This is a genomic window from Terrihabitans aquatilis, assembly GCF_052542005.1.
In genome coordinates this window covers 76,156-95,662 of sequence record NZ_JBOCUO010000001.1, presented here as the reverse complement: position 1 = coordinate 95,662, position 19,507 = coordinate 76,156, and the positions used below count along the sequence as shown (strand labels likewise).

At 63.9% G+C, this 19,507-nt stretch carries 19 protein-coding genes and 1 tRNA gene; 7 read left to right on the top strand and 13 right to left on the bottom strand.

Annotated elements, in window-relative coordinates; all coding sequences use genetic code 11:
• Positions 1-13: 13 nt before the first annotated feature.
• Positions 14-1,612 (bottom strand): citramalate synthase, encoded by a 1,599-nt coding sequence (gene cimA, locus ACQ6S1_RS00500; RefSeq protein ID WP_445039219.1) that lies wholly within the window; start codon positions 1,610-1,612, stop codon positions 14-16.
• Positions 1,609-2,946, bottom strand: a complete 1,338-nt coding sequence (gene cysS / locus ACQ6S1_RS00495) for a cysteine--tRNA ligase (protein ID WP_445039218.1) — start codon at positions 2,944-2,946, stop codon at positions 1,609-1,611. Before cysS ends, cimA begins: the two co-directional genes overlap by 4 nt.
• Before the next feature lie 373 nt (positions 2,947-3,319).
• Here cysS and ACQ6S1_RS00490 point away from each other — a divergent pair, with 373 nt between their 5' ends.
• Complete coding sequence (locus ACQ6S1_RS00490) at positions 3,320-4,324, top strand: DUF2865 domain-containing protein (RefSeq protein ID WP_445039217.1); 1,005 nt, start codon at positions 3,320-3,322, stop codon at positions 4,322-4,324.
• On the opposite strand, the gene ACQ6S1_RS00485 is transcribed toward ACQ6S1_RS00490, so the two are convergent.
• From ACQ6S1_RS00485 to gorA, 5 genes are all read right to left on the bottom strand, one after another.
• Positions 4,321-5,988, bottom strand: a complete 1,668-nt coding sequence (locus tag ACQ6S1_RS00485; RefSeq protein WP_445039216.1) for an NAD+ synthase — start codon at positions 5,986-5,988, stop codon at positions 4,321-4,323. The two genes, ACQ6S1_RS00490 and ACQ6S1_RS00485, sit on opposite strands and share 4 nt — an antisense overlap.
• A 65-nt stretch (positions 5,989-6,053) precedes the next feature.
• A complete protein-coding gene (locus ACQ6S1_RS00480) occupies positions 6,054-6,344 on the bottom strand; it encodes a hypothetical protein (protein ID WP_445039215.1) in 291 nt (96 codons plus the stop codon).
• Positions 6,345-6,426: 82 nt separating this feature from the next.
• Positions 6,427-7,809 (bottom strand): class II 3-deoxy-7-phosphoheptulonate synthase, encoded by a 1,383-nt coding sequence (locus tag ACQ6S1_RS00475; RefSeq protein WP_445039214.1) that lies wholly within the window; start codon positions 7,807-7,809, stop codon positions 6,427-6,429.
• A gap of 87 nt (positions 7,810-7,896) precedes the next feature.
• A complete protein-coding gene (locus ACQ6S1_RS00470) occupies positions 7,897-8,859 on the bottom strand; it encodes a DMT family transporter (protein ID WP_445039213.1) in 963 nt (320 codons plus the stop codon).
• 15 nt (positions 8,860-8,874) lie between these two features.
• The gene (gene gorA / locus ACQ6S1_RS00465) at positions 8,875-10,257 is read right to left on the bottom strand and encodes a glutathione-disulfide reductase (protein WP_445039212.1); all 1,383 of its coding nucleotides are present in this window, start codon (positions 10,255-10,257) and stop codon (positions 8,875-8,877) included.
• Positions 10,258-10,401: 144 nt separating this feature from the next.
• On the opposite strand from gorA, the gene ACQ6S1_RS00460 reads away from it, so the two are divergent.
• Genes ACQ6S1_RS00460 through ACQ6S1_RS00450 form a run of 3 tightly spaced genes read left to right on the top strand, consistent with a single transcriptional unit; the run spans position 10,402 to position 13,367 of the window.
• Positions 10,402-11,358, top strand: coding sequence for a Bug family tripartite tricarboxylate transporter substrate binding protein (locus ACQ6S1_RS00460; RefSeq protein ID WP_445040220.1), 957 nt, complete (start codon positions 10,402-10,404; stop codon positions 11,356-11,358).
• Entirely contained in the window at positions 11,355-11,843 is a 489-nt protein-coding gene (locus tag ACQ6S1_RS00455; RefSeq protein ID WP_445039211.1) for a tripartite tricarboxylate transporter TctB family protein, read from the top strand. The genes ACQ6S1_RS00460 and ACQ6S1_RS00455 overlap by 4 nt, the downstream gene beginning before the upstream one ends.
• A gap of 3 nt (positions 11,844-11,846) precedes the next feature.
• Positions 11,847-13,367: a tripartite tricarboxylate transporter permease gene (locus tag ACQ6S1_RS00450; RefSeq protein ID WP_445039210.1), complete on the top strand. Its 1,521-nt coding sequence runs from the start codon at positions 11,847-11,849 to the stop codon at positions 13,365-13,367.
• Between the two features lie 63 nt (positions 13,368-13,430).
• Here ACQ6S1_RS00450 and ACQ6S1_RS00445 read toward each other — a convergent pair whose 3' ends face one another.
• The 3 genes from ACQ6S1_RS00445 to ACQ6S1_RS00435 form a co-directional block, all read right to left on the bottom strand.
• Positions 13,431-13,946 carry a DUF2059 domain-containing protein gene (locus tag ACQ6S1_RS00445; protein WP_445039209.1) on the bottom strand — a complete coding sequence of 172 codons (516 nt, stop codon included), beginning with the start codon at positions 13,944-13,946 and terminating at the stop codon, positions 13,431-13,433.
• A 17-nt stretch (positions 13,947-13,963) separates the two neighbouring features.
• Positions 13,964-14,665, bottom strand: a complete 702-nt coding sequence (gene rpiA / locus ACQ6S1_RS00440) for a ribose-5-phosphate isomerase RpiA (RefSeq protein WP_445039208.1) — start codon at positions 14,663-14,665, stop codon at positions 13,964-13,966.
• 66 nt (positions 14,666-14,731) lie between these two features.
• Complete coding sequence (locus ACQ6S1_RS00435) at positions 14,732-15,118, bottom strand: hypothetical protein (protein WP_445039207.1); 387 nt, start codon at positions 15,116-15,118, stop codon at positions 14,732-14,734.
• An 88-nt stretch (positions 15,119-15,206) separates the two neighbouring features.
• Here ACQ6S1_RS00435 and gph point away from each other — a divergent pair, with 88 nt between their 5' ends.
• The 3 genes from gph to ACQ6S1_RS00420 all read left to right on the top strand — a co-directional run bounded on the left by gph (position 15,207) and on the right by ACQ6S1_RS00420 (position 16,785).
• The gene (gene gph / locus ACQ6S1_RS00430) at positions 15,207-15,890 is read left to right on the top strand and encodes a phosphoglycolate phosphatase (RefSeq protein ID WP_445039206.1); all 684 of its coding nucleotides are present in this window, start codon (positions 15,207-15,209) and stop codon (positions 15,888-15,890) included.
• 75 nt (positions 15,891-15,965) lie between these two features.
• Positions 15,966-16,040 (top strand) — tRNA-Val (locus tag ACQ6S1_RS00425).
• Positions 16,041-16,206: 166 nt separating this feature from the next.
• Positions 16,207-16,785: a L,D-transpeptidase gene (locus tag ACQ6S1_RS00420; protein ID WP_445039205.1), complete on the top strand. Its 579-nt coding sequence runs from the start codon at positions 16,207-16,209 to the stop codon at positions 16,783-16,785.
• Between the two features lie 79 nt (positions 16,786-16,864).
• Here the strand turns inward: ACQ6S1_RS00420 and ACQ6S1_RS00415 are convergent, their stop codons facing one another.
• The 3 genes from ACQ6S1_RS00415 to otsB are packed head-to-tail and all read right to left on the bottom strand — an operon-like array spanning position 16,865 to position 19,507.
• Positions 16,865-17,230: a gamma-butyrobetaine hydroxylase family protein gene (locus ACQ6S1_RS00415; protein WP_445039204.1), complete on the bottom strand. Its 366-nt coding sequence runs from the start codon at positions 17,228-17,230 to the stop codon at positions 16,865-16,867.
• Positions 17,231-17,237: 7 nt separating this feature from the next.
• Positions 17,238-18,653 (bottom strand): alpha,alpha-trehalose-phosphate synthase (UDP-forming), encoded by a 1,416-nt coding sequence (gene otsA, locus ACQ6S1_RS00410; RefSeq protein ID WP_445039203.1) that lies wholly within the window; start codon positions 18,651-18,653, stop codon positions 17,238-17,240.
• 59 nt (positions 18,654-18,712) lie between these two features.
• A complete protein-coding gene (gene otsB / locus ACQ6S1_RS00405) occupies positions 18,713-19,507 on the bottom strand; it encodes a trehalose-phosphatase (protein ID WP_445039202.1) in 795 nt (264 codons plus the stop codon).

Genomic DNA, 19,507 nt, shown 5'->3' with positions numbered 1-19,507 from the left:
CCACCGCCGCCTCTTAAGGCGCCGGCGCTTGTGCCTTGATGAGCTTGTAGGTCACGCTGTCGATGAGGGCCTGGAAGCTGGCGTCGATGATGTTGGGCGACACGCCGATCGTAGTCCAGTTCTCGCCGGTCGAGTCGGACGATTCGATGAGCACGCGCGTCACCGCCTCCGTTCCGCCGTCCAGGATGCGCACCTTGTAATCCGCCAGCCGCAGATCGGCGATGTAGGGCTGGTAGATCCCGAGATCCTTGCGCAACGCCAGATCGAGCGCGTTGACCGGCCCGTTGCCTTCGGCCACCGACATGTGCAGCTCACCGTGGACGGAGACCTTCACCACGGCCTCGCAGACGGTGGCGAGATCACCCTGCGCATTGTGCCGAAGCTCCACCGAGGTGCGGAAACCTTCGACATCGAAGAATGCTGGCACGTGGCCGAGCACGCGCCGTGCCAGAAGCTCGAAACTTGCCTGGGCGCCTTCATAGGCATAACCGGCCGTCTCACGCTCCTTCACGATCTCCAGCAGCCGCGTCAGCGCGGGGTCATCCTTGCCGAGCTTGATGCCGATACGCTCCAGCTCCGCGAGCAGGTTCGACTTGCCGCCCTGATCGGACACGAGAAGACGCCGCCGATTGCCGACGCTCTCGGGCTCCACATGCTCGTAGGTGCGTGGATCCTTCAGGATGGCCGAGGCATGGATGCCGGCCTTTGTCGCGAATGCGTTCGCCCCGACATAAGGCGCATGCCGATTGGGGTTGCGGTTCAGCATCTCGTCGAGCGTGCGAGAGGCGAGCGTCAGCTCCCGCAGCGATTCATCGGATACGCCGATCTCGAAGCGATCGGCGTATTCCGGCTTCAGCTTGAGGGTGGGAATGAGGGAGACGAGGTTGGCGTTGCCGCACCGCTCGCCGAGACCGTTGAGCGTGCCCTGAATCTGGCGCGCGCCGGCATCGACGGCCGCCAAGGCATTGGCCACCGCGCAGCCCGTATCGTCGTGCGGGTGGATGCCGATGTGTGAACCCGGGATATGGCGCGTCACTTCCGTCACGATGCGGAACACCTCATGCGGAAGGGTTCCGCCATTGGTGTCGCACAACACGACCCAGCGCGCGCCTTCCTCGTAGGCGGCTTTCGCGCATTGCAGCGCATAATCGGAATTGGCCCTGTAGCCGTCGAAGAAATGCTCGCAATCAATCATCGCCTCACGGCCGGTCGCAATCGCGGCCCGCACTGTTTCGCGGATCGATTTCAGGTTCTCGTCAGGCGTGGTGCCGAGCGCCACCTCGACATGATAATCCCAGCTCTTCGCCACGAAGCAGAAGGCGTCCGCCTGCGCGGCCAGAACGGCTTGGAGGCCGGGATCGTTCTCGGCGGATCGGCCCGGCCGCTTGGTCATGCCGAAGGCCGTGAACCGCGCGTCGCCGAAATGCCGCGCCTCGGCAAACAACGCACTGTCGGTCGGGTTCGCTCCCGGAAAGCCGCCCTCGATGTAATCGATGCCCAAGCTCCCCAACAGGCGGGAGAGAGAGAGCTTCTCCTCCAGCCCGAAATCGACCCCGGCGGTCTGCTGACCGTCGCGCATAGTCGTATCGAACAGATAGAGGCGCTCGCTCACCGCGCCACCTCCCAGGTCGAGCCTTGGGGACCATCCTTGACGATGATGCCCTGCGCGGCCAATTCGTCGCGGATACGATCGGCTTCAGCAAAATCCCGCGCCTTGCGGGCTGCCAGACGGGCTTCCAGCCGCTGTTCGATCTCGGCCACCGGCAGCGTCGGCTCGGGCGCCGTTGCCGCGCGCCAATCCTCGTACATCTTCGGCCGAAAACCGAGGAAGGCCAGCGAACCCGCCAGTGCCTTGCGGCCCGCCTGGCCGCGAAGCTGATGCAGTTCCGCGATCATCTGCGGCGTATTGAGGTCGTCGCACAACGCATCGAGAACGCCCTGCGCGGGCCGCGGATCGGCACCCTGCCCAGCTGCGTCGAACCAGGAACCAAGCGCTTTTTCCGCTTCCTGGAGGTTCTTCAGCGTCCAGTTGATGGGCTGGCGATAGTGCGTCCCAAGCATGGCCAGCCGGATGACATCGCCCGGCCAATCCTTCAGCACTTCGGTGATCGTGATGAAATTGCCGAGGGATTTCGACATTTTCTCACCTTCCACCTGAAGGAAGCCGTTGTGCATCCAGACATTCGCCATGACCGGATTTCCGAAGGCGCAGCAGGTCTGGGCCATCTCGTTTTCGTGGTGCGGGAAGACGAGATCGATGCCGCCGGCATGGATGTCGAACACCTCACCCAGATAGCGCCAGGACATGGCCGAGCATTCGATATGCCAGCCCGGCCGGCCACGGCCCCAGGGGCTGTCCCAGCCCGGCAGGTCCTGCGCGGACGGCTTCCAAAGCACGAAATCCATGGCATCGCGCTTGTAGGGCGCCACATCCACGCGCGCTCCTGCCTCCATCTCGTCGAGCGAACGATTGGCGAGTTTTCCATAGGCCGGCATCGACGGCACATGGAACAGCACATGGCCTTCCGCCTCATAGGCGTGGCCCCTCTCGATGAGACGCTCGATCAGCGTGATCATCTCGGTGATATGCTCGGTTGCGCGGGGCTCGACGTTGGGCGGCAGTGTGCCGAGCTCTGCCGCGTCGTGCCGGAAATCGGCGGCGGTGATGTCGGTCAGCTCGCGGATGCTGGTGCCCTGCTCGGCGGCGCGCGCGTTGATCTTGTCGTCCACGTCCGTGATGTTGCGGACGTAAGTGACGCGGCCGGGCCCATAGAGATGGCGCAGCAGCCGGAACAGCACATCGAACACGATGACCGGCCGCGCATTGCCGATATGCGCGCGGTCGTAAACGGTCGGTCCGCACGCATAGACCCGCACATTGGCGGGATCGAGCGGCGCGAACTCCGTCTTGGTGCGCGTCAGGGTGTTGTAAAGCCTGAGAGACATGGGCGATCCATACGTCGGGCCGCCCCGGCGATCGTGCTCTCTGGAAGGAATTCAGACAGAAACGGCCGCGGCGAGCTGAAAGCTAGCCGCAGATAATGACGATCCTGGAAATGATGATCGTGTTGGCCATTGTGGGCGGACAATGGCGGGTGGTGGCACGTCCGTCAAGCGAAGTTCGGGGTTCGGGCATCCCGCTTTTTCCTTGGCATGATATGACGTTCACACTAAGGCCAGATTTCAGAGCTCTATCGGCATGGCTCCGGGCTGCCCCAAGAGGTTGATCTTTATGTTTCGAAGGCTTCGTCGGCCCGTTTTTGCGGCTCTTGCTGTGCTCGCCACCGCCGGCGCCGCCTCAGCCCAGCAGGACCCCAGGGTGTGCGCGCGGCTCGAGGCCGAGCTCTCCTCGCTGCAAAACCAGCCGGCCGCTCGCGACGATCGGCTCGAAGCCTCCTATTCTCAAGCTCGCCGGCAGCTCGATTCCGTCACCGCGCGCTACCGAGGCATGAATTGCGGCCGCTCCAGCCTGTTCGGCCCGCGTCCGCCGCCAGAATGCCGCGCGCTCGAAAACCAGATGGAAGACCTCGAGGATCAGGTCGAACGCCTGGCCAACGCCGTCCGCCGCAGCCGCTCGTCCGCTGGCAATGACAGCCGCCGCCAGTCCCTGATGGCCGCGCTCGCCCAGAACGGATGCGGCGGCTACCAGCAGGCTGCCCCGCAGCAGCGCCGTCAGGGCGGGCTTTTCGGCCTTCTTTTCGGCAATCGCGGCGCGCCCGTGCAGGAAGCGCCCGTGCAGGAAATGCCGATGGAGCAGCCACGCTCGTCCACCTACCGCACCGTGTGCGTGCGGACATGCGACGGCTTCTTCTTCCCCGTGAGTTTCGCGACCAACGAATCGCGCTTTCCCGAGGATGAGAACATCTGCCGCCGCACCTGCCCCGGCACGGAGGCCCAGCTGTTCACCTATCCCAATCCCGGCGGCACATTGGAACAGGCGGTCTCCACCACCGGCCAGCCCTACAAGGACATGCCGAACGCCTTCAAATACCAGACCCAATTCGTGAAGGATTGCTCCTGCAAGCCTGCCAACCAGAGCTGGGCGCAGGCCCTTGCCGGCGCGGAAGATGCGAGCGTTCAGAGCGGCGACATCATCGTCGACGAGAACCGTTCGCGGCAGATGTCGCAGCCCGCGGGTGGACGCCGGACCGCCACACCGGCTGAAGCGGCGCGCGCCGCGCAGGACAGCGCCCATTCGGTGACCACCGAGGGTGTGCAGGAGGATGTGGGCGGCACCGACGTGAGCGAGCCTGAGGTGCGCACCGCCGTGCCGGTCTATGGCCCCAATGGCGGCGCGCCGCAGATCTACGCGCCTCCGCGCTAGGAGCGGTCGCGGAAGCGGTTGGTGATGGGGTAGCGGCGGTCTCGGCCGAAATTCTTCTTCGTCACCTTCACGCCCGGGGCTGCCTGCCGCCTCTTGTATTCGGCAAGGTAGAGGAGCCGCTCCACCTTGCGGACGATGTCCTCATCGTAGCCGTCCGCCACGATCTCGCGGACACGGCTTTCCTCTTCCACGAGACGCTCAAGCACCGCGTCGAGAATCTCATAAGGCGGCAGCGAATCCTGATCCGTCTGGTTCTCGCGCAACTCGGCTGATGGCGGCTTGGTGATGATGTTGGACGGGATTACCTCGCCGTCCGGTCCCAGCGCGTCGGCAGGCTTCCAGCGATTGCGCAGCTCGCACATCCGGAACACCTGCGTCTTGTAGATATCCTTGATGGGATTGAAGCCGCCGTTCATATCGCCGTAGAGCGTGGCATAGCCGACCGACATCTCGGATTTGTTGCCGGTCGTCAGCACCATGGGGCCGAACTTGTTCGACACCGACATGAGAATGGTGCCGCGCACGCGCGATTGCAGGTTCTCTTCGGTGATGCCGCGCTCGGTACCCGCGAAGAGCGACGTCAAAGCTGTTTCGAAGCCTTCGACAGGCACCGAAATCGGCACGATGTCGTAGCGAATACCCAGCGCCCTGGCGCAAGCGGCCGCATCCGAAAGGCTTTCCTCCGAGGTGTAGCGATAGGGCAGCATGATTGCATGCACACGGTCCGCGCCAAGCGCATCCACCGCCATCGCGGCGCAGATCGCGGAATCGATGCCGCCCGAGAGGCCGAGCACCACACCCGGAAAGCCGTTCTTGTTGACGTAATCGCGCAGACCCAGAACGCAGGCTCGGTAATCCGCTTCGTCGCCTTCGTCGAGGCGCGCCTTCGGTCCCTCGACGCACCTCCAGGAACTGCCGGAGCGCTCCCAACGCGTCAGCACGACGGCTTCCTCGAAAGCCGGCATCTGGAAGGCGAGCGAGGAATCCGCGTGGAGCGCGAACGATCCGCCGTCGAAGACAAGCTCGTCCTGACCACACACTTCGTTGGTGTAGATAAATGGCAGACTGCTTTCGGCCACCCGCAGCGCCGCGATATTCAGGCGCTCATCCACCTTTCCGCGCCAATAGGGAGACCCATTCGGCACGATCAGCAATTCCGCGCCGGTCTCGGTTAGGCATTCCGTGACCTCGGGTTCCCAGATGTCCTCGCATATCGGCACGCCGATCTGGATGCCCCGGAAATCCAGTGGTCCCATCAATTGGCCCGGCACGAAGACCCGTTTCTCATCGAACGGCCCGTAATTCGGCAGTTCCACCTTGAACCGTCGCCCTGTGATACGGCCGCCATCGAGAAGCACGACCGCATTGTGCACGCCATGATCGGTACGCCATGGCGTGCCCATCAGAACGGCCGGTCCGCCATCCGCGGTGTCGCGCACCAATTCCTCGACGGCGTCGTGACACGCATCGAGGAAAGCCGGTTTCAGCACCAGATCTTCCGGCGGATAGCCCGAAATGAACAATTCGGTGAAGACCACCAGATCGGCGTTCAACGACGCCGCCTCCGCGCGCGCACTGCGCGCCTTGGCCAGATTGCCGGCGATGTCGCCGATGGTCGGGTTGAGCTGCGCGATGGCGAGCGAAAGCTTATCGGAAAGGGTCATGTTCGGGATTTAGCGCGGGACCTCGGCTTCATCAAATATCCCGTGCGCATGACGCGACAGCGATGCTATGCCGTCTTGCGTTTCCGACCTGAAAAGAACGTCACCACACCCGCCCCGATGCCGAACATCGCCCATTTGAAAGGAAGGGCGTCCGCCTTTTCGCTGCGGATCGGCAGAACCGCTACCGAGCCATTTCCGGTATCGACGCCCATCTGGCCGGACGCCTTCGCCGCCTCGATCTGTTGGGGCGACACCACCCATTCCGCCCCGCGGGACTTGTCCCACATCATCATGCCAAAGCCGACCGCGGCCCCGACGATGACGGCCATCACGACACGCTTCGCACTCAACGTCATACTCTCCCAATTCTGGACACACGCAAGCGTGCTCCACCCGCTCCCGAGAGAGCGAATGGAGCCGGCTCAAACCTGACAAAAATCACTCGGCGGCGACGACGCGTGGACGCTCGCGGTTCTGCCGCTCCTTCTTCAGCTCTTCAGCCAGAAGGAACGCCAGCTCGATGGCCTGCTCGGCGTTCAAGCGCGGATCGCATTGCGTGTGATAGCGGGCGGAGAGGTCGGTGGCAGAGAGCGCGCGGGCGCCGCCCGTGCATTCCGTCACGTTCTGGCCCGTCATCTCGAGATGCACGCCGCCGGCGACCGTGCCTTCGGCGCGATGAACCGCGAAGAAGTCGACCACTTCCTTCAGGATCCGATCGAACGGACGCGTCTTGTAGCCACCGGCCGAAATGGTGTTGCCGTGCATGGGATCGCACGACCACACCACGCTGCGGCCCTCACGCTTCACCGCGCGTACCAACGCCGGCAGATGCTCGAACACCTTTTCATGGCCGAAGCGGCAGATCAGAGTCAATCGGCCCGCCTCGTTGTCCGGGTTCAACGTGTCGATCAGTTCCAGCAGATCGTCCGGCTTGAGCGACGGGCCGCATTTCAGACCGATCGGGTTCTTCACGCCCCGGCAGAACTCGATATGGGCGTGGTCCTTCTGGCGGGTGCGGTCGCCGATCCACAGCATATGGCCCGAGGTCGCGTACCAATCGCCCGAGGTGGAATCCACACGCGTCAGCGCCTGCTCGAAACCGAGCAGCAGCGCCTCGTGGCTGGTGTAGAAATCGGTCGTCCGCAGCTCAGGATGCGCTTCCGGATCGATGCCGCAGGCACGCATGAAATCGAGCGTCTCGGTGATGCGGTCCGCAATCTCGCGATATCGGCTCGATTGCGGGCTCTCCTTCACGAAGCCCAGCATCCATTGATGGGCCTGGTCGAGGTTGGCATAGCCGCCCGTCGCAAAGGCCCGGATCAGGTTCAGCGTGGCCGCCGACTGGCGATAGGCGCGCAGCAGCCGGTGCGGATCGGGAATACGCGCTTCTGGCGTGAAGTCGATGTCGTTGATGATGTCACCGCGATAGCTCGGCAGCGTCACATCGCCCTTGGTCTCATTGTCGGACGAGCGGGGCTTGGCGAACTGGCCGGCCACGCGCCCGACCTTCACCACCGGCGAAGAGGCAGCGAACGTCAGCACCACGGCCATCTGCAGAAAGACGCGGAAGAAGTCGCGAATGTTATCGGCGCGGTGCTCGACGAAGCTCTCGGCGCAATCGCCACCCTGAAGCAGGAAGGCCTCTCCCGTCGACACCTTGGCAAGCGTGCGTGTCAGCTTGCGGGCTTCACCGGCAAAGACGAGCGGAGGAAAGGTGGCGAGCTGCGTCTCGACGGCCGCCAGCGCAGCCTCGTCGGGATAGGCCGGAACCTGGACGATCGGCTTCGACCTCCAGCTATCGGGTTCCCACCGCTCCACCATGACCTGAACTCCAAATCTCCTCGGACCCTGCGCCCGGAAAACGGGCCTTATAGACCCCTCATCTCTGCAAGCAAAGCGTGCCGCCGGCTAATGCCCCGCGAGCAGTGATCCGGTCCTCGTGCGACGATGACGGCCGAACGCCGCGAGGCCGAGCATGACGCCGCCGAACACGCACATTCCACCGAACGACTCAACCGGGCTCGGCCAACGCTGTTCCCACATGAAGCCATAGATGAAACCGAAGGCTGGCTCCGCCACGAACAATTGACCCGAGATGACCAGGGGCAGACGCTTCGTTGCAATCACCCACAAATAGGAAGCACCCCACGAGCCGAACAGACCTGTCAGGATCGCCCACATCAGAAGCGGGCTCGCCTCAGGCCAATCGAAACCGATCTCGCGCATTCCAACCACGCCGAACGGCAATGCAAGCGCACCGAAAACAAGGATGCCAACGCCCGCACCGATGCCGTGCAGGCTTGTCCAGGTCAGCGAGTTCATCTGCGGCACACGCGCCAGGGCACGAGCGTTGAACACCGAAAAGCAGACCCAGCTTGCCACCGCACCGAGCGCGGCCAGAATGCCCGCCGCGATCCGCCCCTGCTCCACCCCGGTCTCGGCATGCAGCAACGCCGAACCATGCACCAGCAGCAGGCCCGCGAGGATCAGGATCAGCGGAGCTGCCAGCGCACGCCAGGGCAGACGGCCGCCATCGAAATTACCGATGATCGCCAGAAGAACGGGCAAGAGACCGATGACGAGCGCCGCAATCTGCGGCCCCGCATAGCCGATGGCAACGACAAGAAAGGAATAGAAAGCGCCATAGCCAACGAGGCCAATGCCGATGCCCAGCAGCACGTCGGCAGCCGCGAGTTTTGCCGCCCGGGCAGCCGGGATGGCGATCAGCACGACGATCGACGTCAGAGCGAAGATGACGTAGCGCGCGATCGCAAGGTCGACGCCCGAATAGGGTGCGACCGCGAGCGGCGCGATGAAGTTCAACCCCCACAGCGCGCCCGTGGTCAACCCCGCAAGAATGCCCCCGAGCATAGTCGATCTTCCGCGTCAGGCTCCGCCCGGATTGGGCACGTGGACCTTTTCGCGCAGCGTCACCAATTCCTCGGCGGCGGTGGGATGCACGGCCACGGTGCGGTCGAAATCGGCCTTCGTTGCTCCCATGCCCAGCGCGACGGCCGCCAATTGGATGATCTCGCCCGCATCCTCGCCCATCACGTGCACGCCGAGCACCTTGTCGGTCGTGGCATCGACCACGAGCTTCATGAACGTCCGTTCCTGCCGGCGCGTCAGCACATGCTTCAGGCTGCGGAACTTCGCGGTGTAGATGTCGAACGGCAGCATGCGCTCGCGCGCTTCCTGCTCGTTGATGCCGACCGCCGCGATCTCCGGGGTGGAGAACACGGCCGTGGCGACGAGCGAATGATCGAGCACCCGCTCCTGCCCGCCGAACAGCGTGTCGGCCAGCGCGTGTCCCTCTCGAATCGCCACCGGCGTCAGATTGATGCGATTGGTCACGTCGCCCACGGCAAAAATGTGCGGCACGCTGGTGCGTGAGGCGTCGTCCACCTCGATCGCGCCGTCCGGGCGCAGCTTAACGCCGGCCTTTTCCAGACCAAGTTCGGAAGTGTTCGGCGTCCGTCCGGTTGCGAAGAAAACGATGTCGAACACATCATCGTCCCCGCTCACATATGTGACGCGACGCCCGTCTCCTTCCTCTGCGACGGAGGCCACGGTGTCGTTCATCTTCAGCGTGACGCCTTCCGCAGCCATGCTGAGCATGATCTCGTCGCGGATATCCTCGTCAAAGCCCCGCAGCACTTTCTCGCCGCGATGCAGCAAGGTCACGTGCACGCCGAGGCGCTGGAACATGCAGGCGAATTCGAGCGCGATGTAGCCGCCGCCGACGATAAGCATCCGCCGCGGCAATTCCTTCAGGTCGAACACCGCATCGGACGACAGAGCCAAGTCCGCGCCGGGTATGCGCGGCGCCGTGGGATGGCCGCCGGTCGCGATGAGAATGTTCTTCGCACGTATCACGCGGCCGTCGGCGGTGAGGCGCACATTGTGCGCGTCGTCCAGCACCGCGCGGCTGCGATGGATCTCGACATTGGAGCGCGCCAGATTGTTCTCGTAGATCTCCGAAAGACGGGCGATTTCGCGGTCCTTCGCCTCGCGCAGAGCAGGCCACGAGAATTCCGGCGCCTTGGGCAGCGTCCACCCGAAACCGGCTGCGTCGTCGAAGGCATCGGCGAAACGGCTTGCAAGCACCATCAGCTTCTTGGGAACGCAGCCCCGGATCACACACGTGCCGCCGATGCGGTATTCCTCGGCAACGGCCACTTTCGCGCCATACCCTGCCGCAATGCGCGCGGCCCGGACGCCTCCGGACCCGGCTCCGACGACGAACAGATCGACTTCACTCTCGGACATGACGTCTCCCCTCACCGCGTACGTCGCCGTTCACCCGACATGCGTCAAGCTTCCATTTCGCCGGCCCATGCGTTTATCGCGAGGCTGGCATGCAAATGCAGAAGGTGTACGCTCGTCGCATGGGCTTCCCAGGGAGAGAAAGACATGCGCCCCTTTACATCCGTTTTCGCCGGGCTCGGCCTCGCCATCGCCTTGACCGCCGGGCCGGTGATGGCACAGGACTTCCGCATCATTGCGCCGGCAGCGCCGGGCGGCGGCTGGGATCAGACCGCCCGCTCCATCCAGGCGGCCATGCAGGCCGAGGGCATCGGGAAGAATGTGCAGGTAATCAATGTACCTGGCGCCGGCGGCACTATCGGGCTCGCGCAGTTCGCCACGCAGTCGAAGGGCAACCCCCACGCCCTCATCGTGGGCGGCTATGTGATGGTTGGAGCGGTCATCACCAATAACGCTCCTGTGAAGCTCAATCAGGTAACTCCCATCGCCCGTATCACCGGCGAGTACGAAACGATCGTCGTTCCCACCAATTCCGAACTCAAGGCCATGGCCGATCTGGTGGCCAAGCTGAAGGCCGATCCGGGGTCGGTCAGTTGGGGAGGTGGATCGGCTGGCGGTACCGACCACATCACCGTGGGGCTCATCGCCAAGGCAGTCGATGTTCCACCGACGAAAATCAATTACATCCCATTCTCCGGGGGTGGCGAGGCGCTGGCCGCCATTGTCGGCGGCAAGGTCACGGCAGGCATCTCCGGATACGGCGAGTTCGAAGGCCAGATCAAGGCGGGCAAGCTGCGCGTTCTGGCTGTTTCGTCAGCCCAACGTCTGCCGAATGTCGATGCTCCTACGCTCAAGGAATCCGGCGTGGATGTTGAGGTCCAGAATTGGCGTGCCGTATGGGCCGCTCCGGGTCTCAGGGACGAGGACAAAGTTGCGATCGTCGCCGCGTTTGAAAAGCTCAATGGCTCAAAGACGTGGGCCGATACCCTGAAGACGAAGGGCTGGGAAAACACGTTTCTCGCCGGCGACGCCTTTGCCGACTACCTAGAAGACGAAATCGAGCAGACTCACACTGTCCTCAAGGACATCGGACTCGCAAAGTGAGCGACGCGCCGAACCCTGCCACCCCGCACCGCCCCGATTGGGCGGTGCTCGTCATTGCCGCGGCGCTTGCCGGCGTCGCGGGCGTCGTCGCGTGGGACGCCGCTCATCTCAGCACCGCAGTCGCCAGCTATTCGCGTGTCGGCGCGGCGGCCTTTCCCTACGCCATTGCCGCCATGCTGGCGCTCTGCGCAATCGGCACAGCGATCTCGGCTTTCCGCACGGATTTTCCTGCCCGCGAACCACTGGAATTCGGGCCGCTTTCCTGGATCATCGCGGGGCTCGTGCTGCAGATCGCGCTGATCGGCTATGCCGGCTTTTCGATTTCCACCGGCCTGCTGTTTGCCCTCGCGGCGCGCGGCTTCGGCGGCAAGCCGCTCTGGATCACCATCCCCGCGGGCATCGCCTTCGCTTTCCTGCTCTACCTCATCTTCTCCCTGGGGCTGCAGCTCAGCCTCCCGCAGGGACCGCTCGAACGGCTGGTCTGACCCATGGAAAGCCTCGAACCGCTTCTTCAGGGCGCCGCCGTCGCCATCCAGCCGATGAACCTGCTTTATGCCTTCATCGGCGTGACGCTGGGCACGGCGGTGGGCGTGCTGCCGGGCATCGGCCCGGCGCTCACGGTGGCCCTGCTGCTGCCCGTTACCTTCAAGCTCGATCCGGCGGGCTCGCTCATCATGTTCGCCGGCATCTATTACGGCGGCATGTATGGCGGTTCGACCTCATCGATCCTGCTCAACACGCCGGGCGAGAGCGCCTCGATGATCACCGCGCTGGAGGGCAACCGCATGGCGCGAGCCGGGCGCGGCGGGCCGGCGCTGGCCACGGCCGCGATCGGTTCTTTCGTCGCGGGCCTCATCGCGACCATCGCACTGGCCTTTCTGGCGCCGGTCGTTGTCGATATTGCGCTGTCGTTCGGCCCGGCGGAATATTTCGCGCTGATGGTGCTGGCTTTCACCACCGTCTCGTCGGCCTTCGGATCGTCAGCCTTGCGCGGCCTGACCAGCCTCTTCATCGGCCTAAGCCTCGGCCTGATCGGCATCGATCTCCAAACCGGCCAATCACGCCTCGCCTTCAACGTGCCGGATCTGCTCGACGGCGTCGAAGTCACCACGGCCGCGGTCGCCATGTTCGCTCTGGGCGAGACATTCTACATCGCGGCGCAGGGATCGCGAGCGCATGAGACGATCGAACCGGTGCGCGGCTCGCTCTGGATGACTAAACTGGATTGGGCACGGTCCTGGAAGCCTTGGCTGCGGGGCACGTTCCTCGGTTTCCCCATCGGCGCCCTTCCGGCAGGCGGCGCGGAAATTCCCACCTTCCTGTCCTATTCGCTGGAGCGGCAGCTTTCCAAGCACAAGGACGAATTCGGCAAAGGCGCGATCGAGGGCGTGGCCGGGCCGGAAGCGGCCAACAACGCCTCGGCGGCGGGCACGCTGGTGCCGCTGCTGACGCTTGGCCTGCCCACCTCCGCAACCGCGGCGATGATGCTGGCCGGCTTCCAGCAATACGGCATCAATCCCGGCCCGCTCCTGTTCACGACGAACGCGGATCTGGTCTGGGGTCTCGTCGCCAGCCTGTTCATCGCCAACGCCATGCTGCTGGTGCTGAATCTGCCGCTGGTCGGCCTCTGGGTGCGCCTGCTGGCGGTGCCACGGCCCTGGCTCTATGGCGGCATTCTGGTCTTCGCGACGCTCGGCACCCTTGGCGCAAACCCGTCCCAGTTCGAGCTTTCCATGCTGCTCGGTCTCGGCCTGCTCGGCTTCCTGATGCGGCATTTCGATTATCCGATCGCACCCGTCATCATCGGCCTGATCCTCGGACCGCTGGCGGAGCAGCAATTGCGGCGCGCCTTGTCGATCAGCCAGGGCGACCCATCAGCCCTCGTGGACTCGGGCCTCGCCGTCGGCATTTATGTGGTCTGCGTCATCGTCTTCGCGGCGCCGCTTATCTTGAAATTCCGGGAATGGCGGAGATCGAAAGCGGCGGGACTGGAAGATCCGGAGGCGTAACCTCCAAAAGAAAAAGGCGCGCCGGGAGCGCGCCTTTTATGTCGCCAGCCGGTGTTCGGCTGCTCACATATCGTGGCCCTTTTTCGACATCTCAGCCCGGATCTCGTTCATCACCTCGACGCTCACGCGCTGCGACCATTCCTGGGCAAAGCCGAAGCTTTCGCGCAGGATTTCCGGCAGCGCACCGGTCATCTTCTGGCCGACCGGCGACTGGTAGAACTTGGCGATGTCCTTCAGTTCGTTCTCGGTGAACTTCGTCGCGTAGACCTTTGCGATCTCGTTCAGCAATTCGTCGTCCCGGCTCGACAGCTTGGTCGTGAGGCTGGTGATGATCGGATCGAGGTCCGGCTGCAGCATCGGACGCGTGCGCAAGATCACGTTGCGCGCGTCCTGCAGCAGGCGCGGCACGATGCTGTCGAACGACGACCCGGCACCCGTGAAATCAAGCACGGCGCGCGCAAGCGCCAGATGTTCCGGCGATGGCTGCGCGGGCGCCTGCGTCTGCGCGTAAGCCGGCATGGCAAGGCTGCCGGCAAGAACCAGCGCCCAGCCGGTTTGGCGGATGTTCGGAAACAGCATCAAAGACCTCCAGGACGTCAGTGGGCGGGACGCACGATGTGCTCGACGCCGTTCGGTCCGGCGACAAACGCTTCGCTTGCGAGCCGGACGAACAATCCGTGCTCCACAATCCCGGGAACAGAATTCAAATTACTGGCCAGCACTTCGGCGTCGGTGATCCGGCCGAGGCGGGCATCGATGATGAAGTGACCTTCATCCGTGACCAAAGGATGACCTCCGTCAGCACGGCGGAGCACCAGTTCGCCGCGGCAGCCGGCATCGCCGATGGCCACATCGATCGCGAGGCGCGTGGCTTCCACGCCGAACCGCACCACCTCGATGGGCAGAGGAAACGCGCCCAGCACGTCGACCTTCTTGGAGGCGTCCGCAATCACCACCATACGCGCGCTGGCATTGGCGACGATTTTCTCGCGCAGAAGCGCCGCGCCGCCGCCCTTGATCAGGACGAGCTGCGGATCAAGCTCATCGGCACCATCCACGGTCAGGTCAAGCTCGGGCGTCGTGTCCAGATCGGTCAGCGGAATGCCCAGGTCCTCGGCCTGACGGCGGGTCGCTTCCGACGTCGGTATGCCGACGATGGAAAGCCCAGCCTTCACGCGCGCGCCCAGCAGATCGACAAAATGCGCAGCCGTCGAACCCGTGCCGAGACCGAGCCTCATGCCCGGCTTCACGAGTTCGAGAGCTGCCGCAGCCGCCGCGCGTTTCGAATCAGTCATCATTCCCTGCCTGTGCAGCGGGCCAGCTTCCAGCGTGGGTTTAGCAGCGCCGAAGTCCTTTCGCCAAGGTCAGCGGGCCTGAGGCGTACAAACCACCCGCTCCGCCAGCACATAGCACACGCTGATATCGCCGGTGCGCGTGTTCACACGAAAGATACCGCCCTCGCCTGCGTGGTTCGACGGCAGGAGATCGTAATCTCCGGGGATTGGCTGCGGCCCACCCCCTTCGCCCGCGGAATAGCACAGCGTAACGCCGACCGAGCCCTCGCTGAGCGCATATTGGCAGGCGCCCATTTCGCCCGTCAGCCGGTTGACCTTGTAGAGACGGTTCAAGTCCGTCTGCGCCGGCGGCTTGAAACGATATTCCTGGGCCTGGGCGAGACTCGGCACGATTGCGAGCGCCGTCGCGGCCACGCAGAAGGTCCGGACCGCCGCACGGAAGGTATCGATGAACATGGGTGATCGTCTCGTCACGAAGGGGAAGCGATGATATTAGCGGCAGGAACCAGCCGTCCCAATCTCCCAAAAACCACATGAGGCGATCATGCGCCAGCCAACCGCCGTTTTCGATCTCGACGGAACCCTGGTGGACAGCGCGCCCGATCTCGTGGGCGGGCTCAACGTGGCGCTGGCGCTCGAGGACCTCGAACCCATCACCACCGCCGAATTGCGCAGCCTGGTCGGCGGTGGTGTTCGAGTCATGCTCACGCGTGGGCTCGCCCTGCGCGGATGCACCGTCTCCGAAGCCCGCTTCAACGAACTGGCGGCCACGTTTCTCGCCCATTACGAGGTGCATATCGCCGACGAATCCACGGTTTATCCGGAGGTCGAAGCGGTCCTCGATTCGTTGGCGGCCGAGGGATATCGCCTGGCGGTCTGCACCAACAAGCCCGAGCGGCTGTCGTTTCTCCTGCTCGATGCGCTTGGCCTTCGCGGCCGGTTCCAGGCCGTATGCGGGGCCGACACGTTCACGGCGCGCAAACCCGACCCCGTGCATCTTCTGGGAACGATCGAAAAGGCCGGCGGCGATCCCCGCTCGGCGGCAATGATCGGCGATTCGGTCACCGATCTCGACGCCGCGCGCAACAGCGGCGTTTCCTGCATTCTCATGGATTGGGGTTATACGGAGATTCCCGCCGCCGAATTGGGCGCCGACCTGGTTCTGTCGCACTTCCGAGACGTTCCGGACGCCTTGCGGAAATGGATCAGCGTGCGCAATCCCTCTTGAATGCTGTTGGCTCGCTAACCGGCGGATCTCGGCTTGACAGCCGGGCCCGCGCCTCATACCAAATCGCCTCAGGATGGGCGCGTAGCTCAGCGGGAGAGCACACCCTTCACACGGGTGGGGTCGTTGGTTCAATCCCAACCGTGCCCACCATCCTCACCTTCCATCGTCGGCGAACGAAGCAAATGTGGCAGAAATGCCGCGCTGTTGCATGAACGTTGCATTTTGCTGACGGGAAGGTTGAACCGGGCCCAATCCACGCGCTAAGCGGATCAGGTGTTTTTACGGTGTCTCGACACCTAATCTGGATGCGCCCTCAATGCGTTCTGGTGACCTTCTTGCTCTCGCCGCGATCGCCGGCATGGCTGTTTCCCTTGCTCTGCCGGCACGCGCCGCGGCGATGGTGGATCCCAATACCGGACAGCGTATCGTCGCCAAATACCGGATGGCCGCTTCGCCCATCGCGCGCGAGGTCGTTCCCGCGCCCGCCGGGCACAAATCGGGCACGGTTATCGTCAACACCACCGAGCGGCGCCTTTATCTGGTGCAGGCCGATGGAACGGCGCTGAAATACGGCATCGGCGTCGGCAAGGACGGTTTTCAGTGGCACGGCGTCCATTCCGTGACCATGAAGCGTGAATGGCCGGATTGGCGTCCCCCGGCGGCCATGCTGAAGCGCCGGCCGGATCTGCCCCGTTTCATGCCTGGCGGTGTCAATAATCCGCTGGGTGCGCGCGCCATGTATCTGGGCTCGACCATCTACCGTATCCATGGCTCGAACGAGCCGCAGACCATCGGCCAGGCGGTATCCTCCGGCTGTTTCCGCATGACCAATGAAGACGTCATGGATCTTTACGAGCGCGTAAAGGTCGGCGCCAAGGTGGTTGTGTTGCGCTGATCCAGCGGGGGCTGGGGATCGGCGAAGGGGCTGGCGGACGCGCCGGCCCCTTTTCTTTTGGAGAGACCGAAACCGAGACTCAGCGGGTCAGGCCCTTCTCGGCCAACGCGTTCAGATAGCCAGTCCAGATCTGGTCCCGCCGATCCACCAGACCGCGCAGATACGACCAGGTGTAAATGCCGGTCGAATGGCCATCGCTGAAGCCCAGCCGCACGGCATAGGAGCCGATGGGCTCAATCCGGCTGATGGTGACGTCCTTCTTGCCCGCGACGACCACCTTCTGGTCCGGAGAATGACCCTGAACTTCCGCGCTGGGGCTTTCGACACGCAGATATTCCGCTTCGACGACGTCCTCGCGCCCGTCGTCGTAGGTCACGCGCAAGGCGCGCTGGTCGTCGATGAGCCGGATTTCGACCGGCCAGGGCTGCGCCTCTTCCATCGTCATCCGTCCGTCAGCTCAGCGCGCGCAAGCCGGCTTCGGGTGCCGCTTCAGCCGCGCTCAGCACGTCGAGGAAGTCCCGGCACCACGCGGCAACATCGTTCTCGCGCAGCTTCGGCATCATGGAGTTGAAGCGCTCGCGCCGCGCTTCCACCGGCATGGAAATGGCGCGGCCGATGGCGTTCGCCGTGGCTTCCACGTCGTAGGGATTCACGATCAGCGCCCCGTCCATTTCGCGAGCGGCCCCGGCGAAGCGCGACAAAACCAGAACGCCGGGATCGTTCGGATCCTGCGCCGCCACATATTCCTTGGCTACGAGGTTCATGCCATCGCGCAGCGGCGTCACGAGTCCGGCTTTCGCGATCCGGTAAAGCCCGGCCAGCGCCGCACGGCTCAGCGTCTTGTTCACATAACGGATCGGCGTCCAGTCGACCTCGCCCAGTGCGCCATTCACCCGCCCGGTCAGCTCCGCGATCTCGCGCTGCATGGTGGCGTATTCCGGCACCTCAGAACGCGATTTCGGGGTTACCTGCAGGAACGTCACCTGCCCCTTCGCGCTGGGGCTCATTTCGCAGAAACGCGAGAACGCCTCGATGCGCTGGCCGATGCCCTTGGAATAATCCAGCCGGTCGACGCCGATAACCATGTCGCAATTGTGCAGGCTGTCGCAGGTGCGTTTGACGATGGAGTTCTTCATGCCCTCCTGCGCCATGGTCACGAAGGTTTCGGTGTCGATCCCGATAGGGAAATCGCCCACCTGGAAGCGGTGCCCGTAGCTTTCGAACCAGCCATTGCCGAGCGATTTGCCGAAGCCCTCGCGCAGCATGCAGGCGGCGAAGTTCTCCACGTCATAATCGGTCTGGAAGCCGACGAGATCGTAGGCCGCGAGCCCGCGCATGATCGTGTCATGCACCGGCAGAGTGGAGAGCACGTCCACCGACGGCCATGGAATGTGATGGAAGAATCCGATGCGGTTTTTCACGCCCATATGGCGCAGTTCCGCCGCCATCGGGATCAGATGATAATCGTGCACCCAGATGAGATCGTCCGGACGGATCAAAGGGGCGAGCAACCGGGCGAACGAGCGGTTCACACGGAAATAGCCCGCCATGTCCTTGCGCGAGAAGTCCGTCAGATCGAGCCGGTAATGGCACAGAGGCCACAGCGCGCGATTGGCAAAGCCCGTGTAATATTCATCGACGTCGCGCCGGTTCAGATCGGCCACGGCGTAGGTGACGTTGCCGTGGTCGCGAATCTCCAGCCATTCGATCTCGCGGTCGCCGCTCGTCTTTCCGGACCAGCCGAACCACAAGCCACCGCGGCTCTTGAGCGCTGCTTCCAGCGCAACGGCAAGGCCTCCCGCAGCGGCCGTTCCGCCTTTTGCCGAGGGGACGGGAACGCGATTGGAGACAACAACCAGACGTGCCAAGAAACAGGCCCTTTCGCGGCGCGCAGGCCCAGAACGGACGGCGCTGCCTTGTTTTCAATTTAGTCCTTTAACGCTGGTTCGGCCAGTCTCGCCAACCATTCGCGGACGGATGTGGGACTCGACAAACGCTCCTTCGCTTCGGTGGGGCGCTCGTCCTGTCCCACACGAATCGACCGCCCGTTCAAGGCATTAACCGCACGAAAAGCCGATTCATCGGTCCAGTCATCGCCGATGAACAGCGGCGATCGTCCAGCGAACGGCGAATCCTCCATGAATATCTCGATGGCGCGGCCCTTGTCGGCGCGGCTCGGGCGCACTTCGACCACCATCTTGCCGGGCTGGATTTCGAGACCCTCGCCCGTGGAGCCGACCACCCGTGTCACCACGTCCGCAACCTCGGCGCCCATTTCGGGGCGCGCGCGATAATGCACCGCAACCGCGCGTCCCTTCTGCTCCAGGAGAAGCCCCTCCCATTCGTCGACGAAGGCTCCAAGCTCCGAGACGATCCGCTCCATCTCCGGATGCGCGGGGAGATCGCGGCGGGAACCATCGGGAAGCCGCATCTCGGCGCCATGAATGCCCGCCACCGCATAAGTGAACGGCGTGAAGAAGCGGTCGATCACAGCGATCTCCCGGCCCGTCACGAGAGCCAGCGCGCCGCCGCAGGCTTCCCCGAGCCGGTCCAGCAATTCGGGCAGCCCCACCCCGATCATGACCGCTTCCGGGCTGGGAGCGATGTCAAGCAGAGTGCCGTCCACGTCGAGAAACAGAGCCGTGCGGCCGAGGTCGACCGCTCCGGGAAGGGGAAACGAACCGAGAGGCAGGCTCACGCCGGGATCGGTGGTGACACTCAT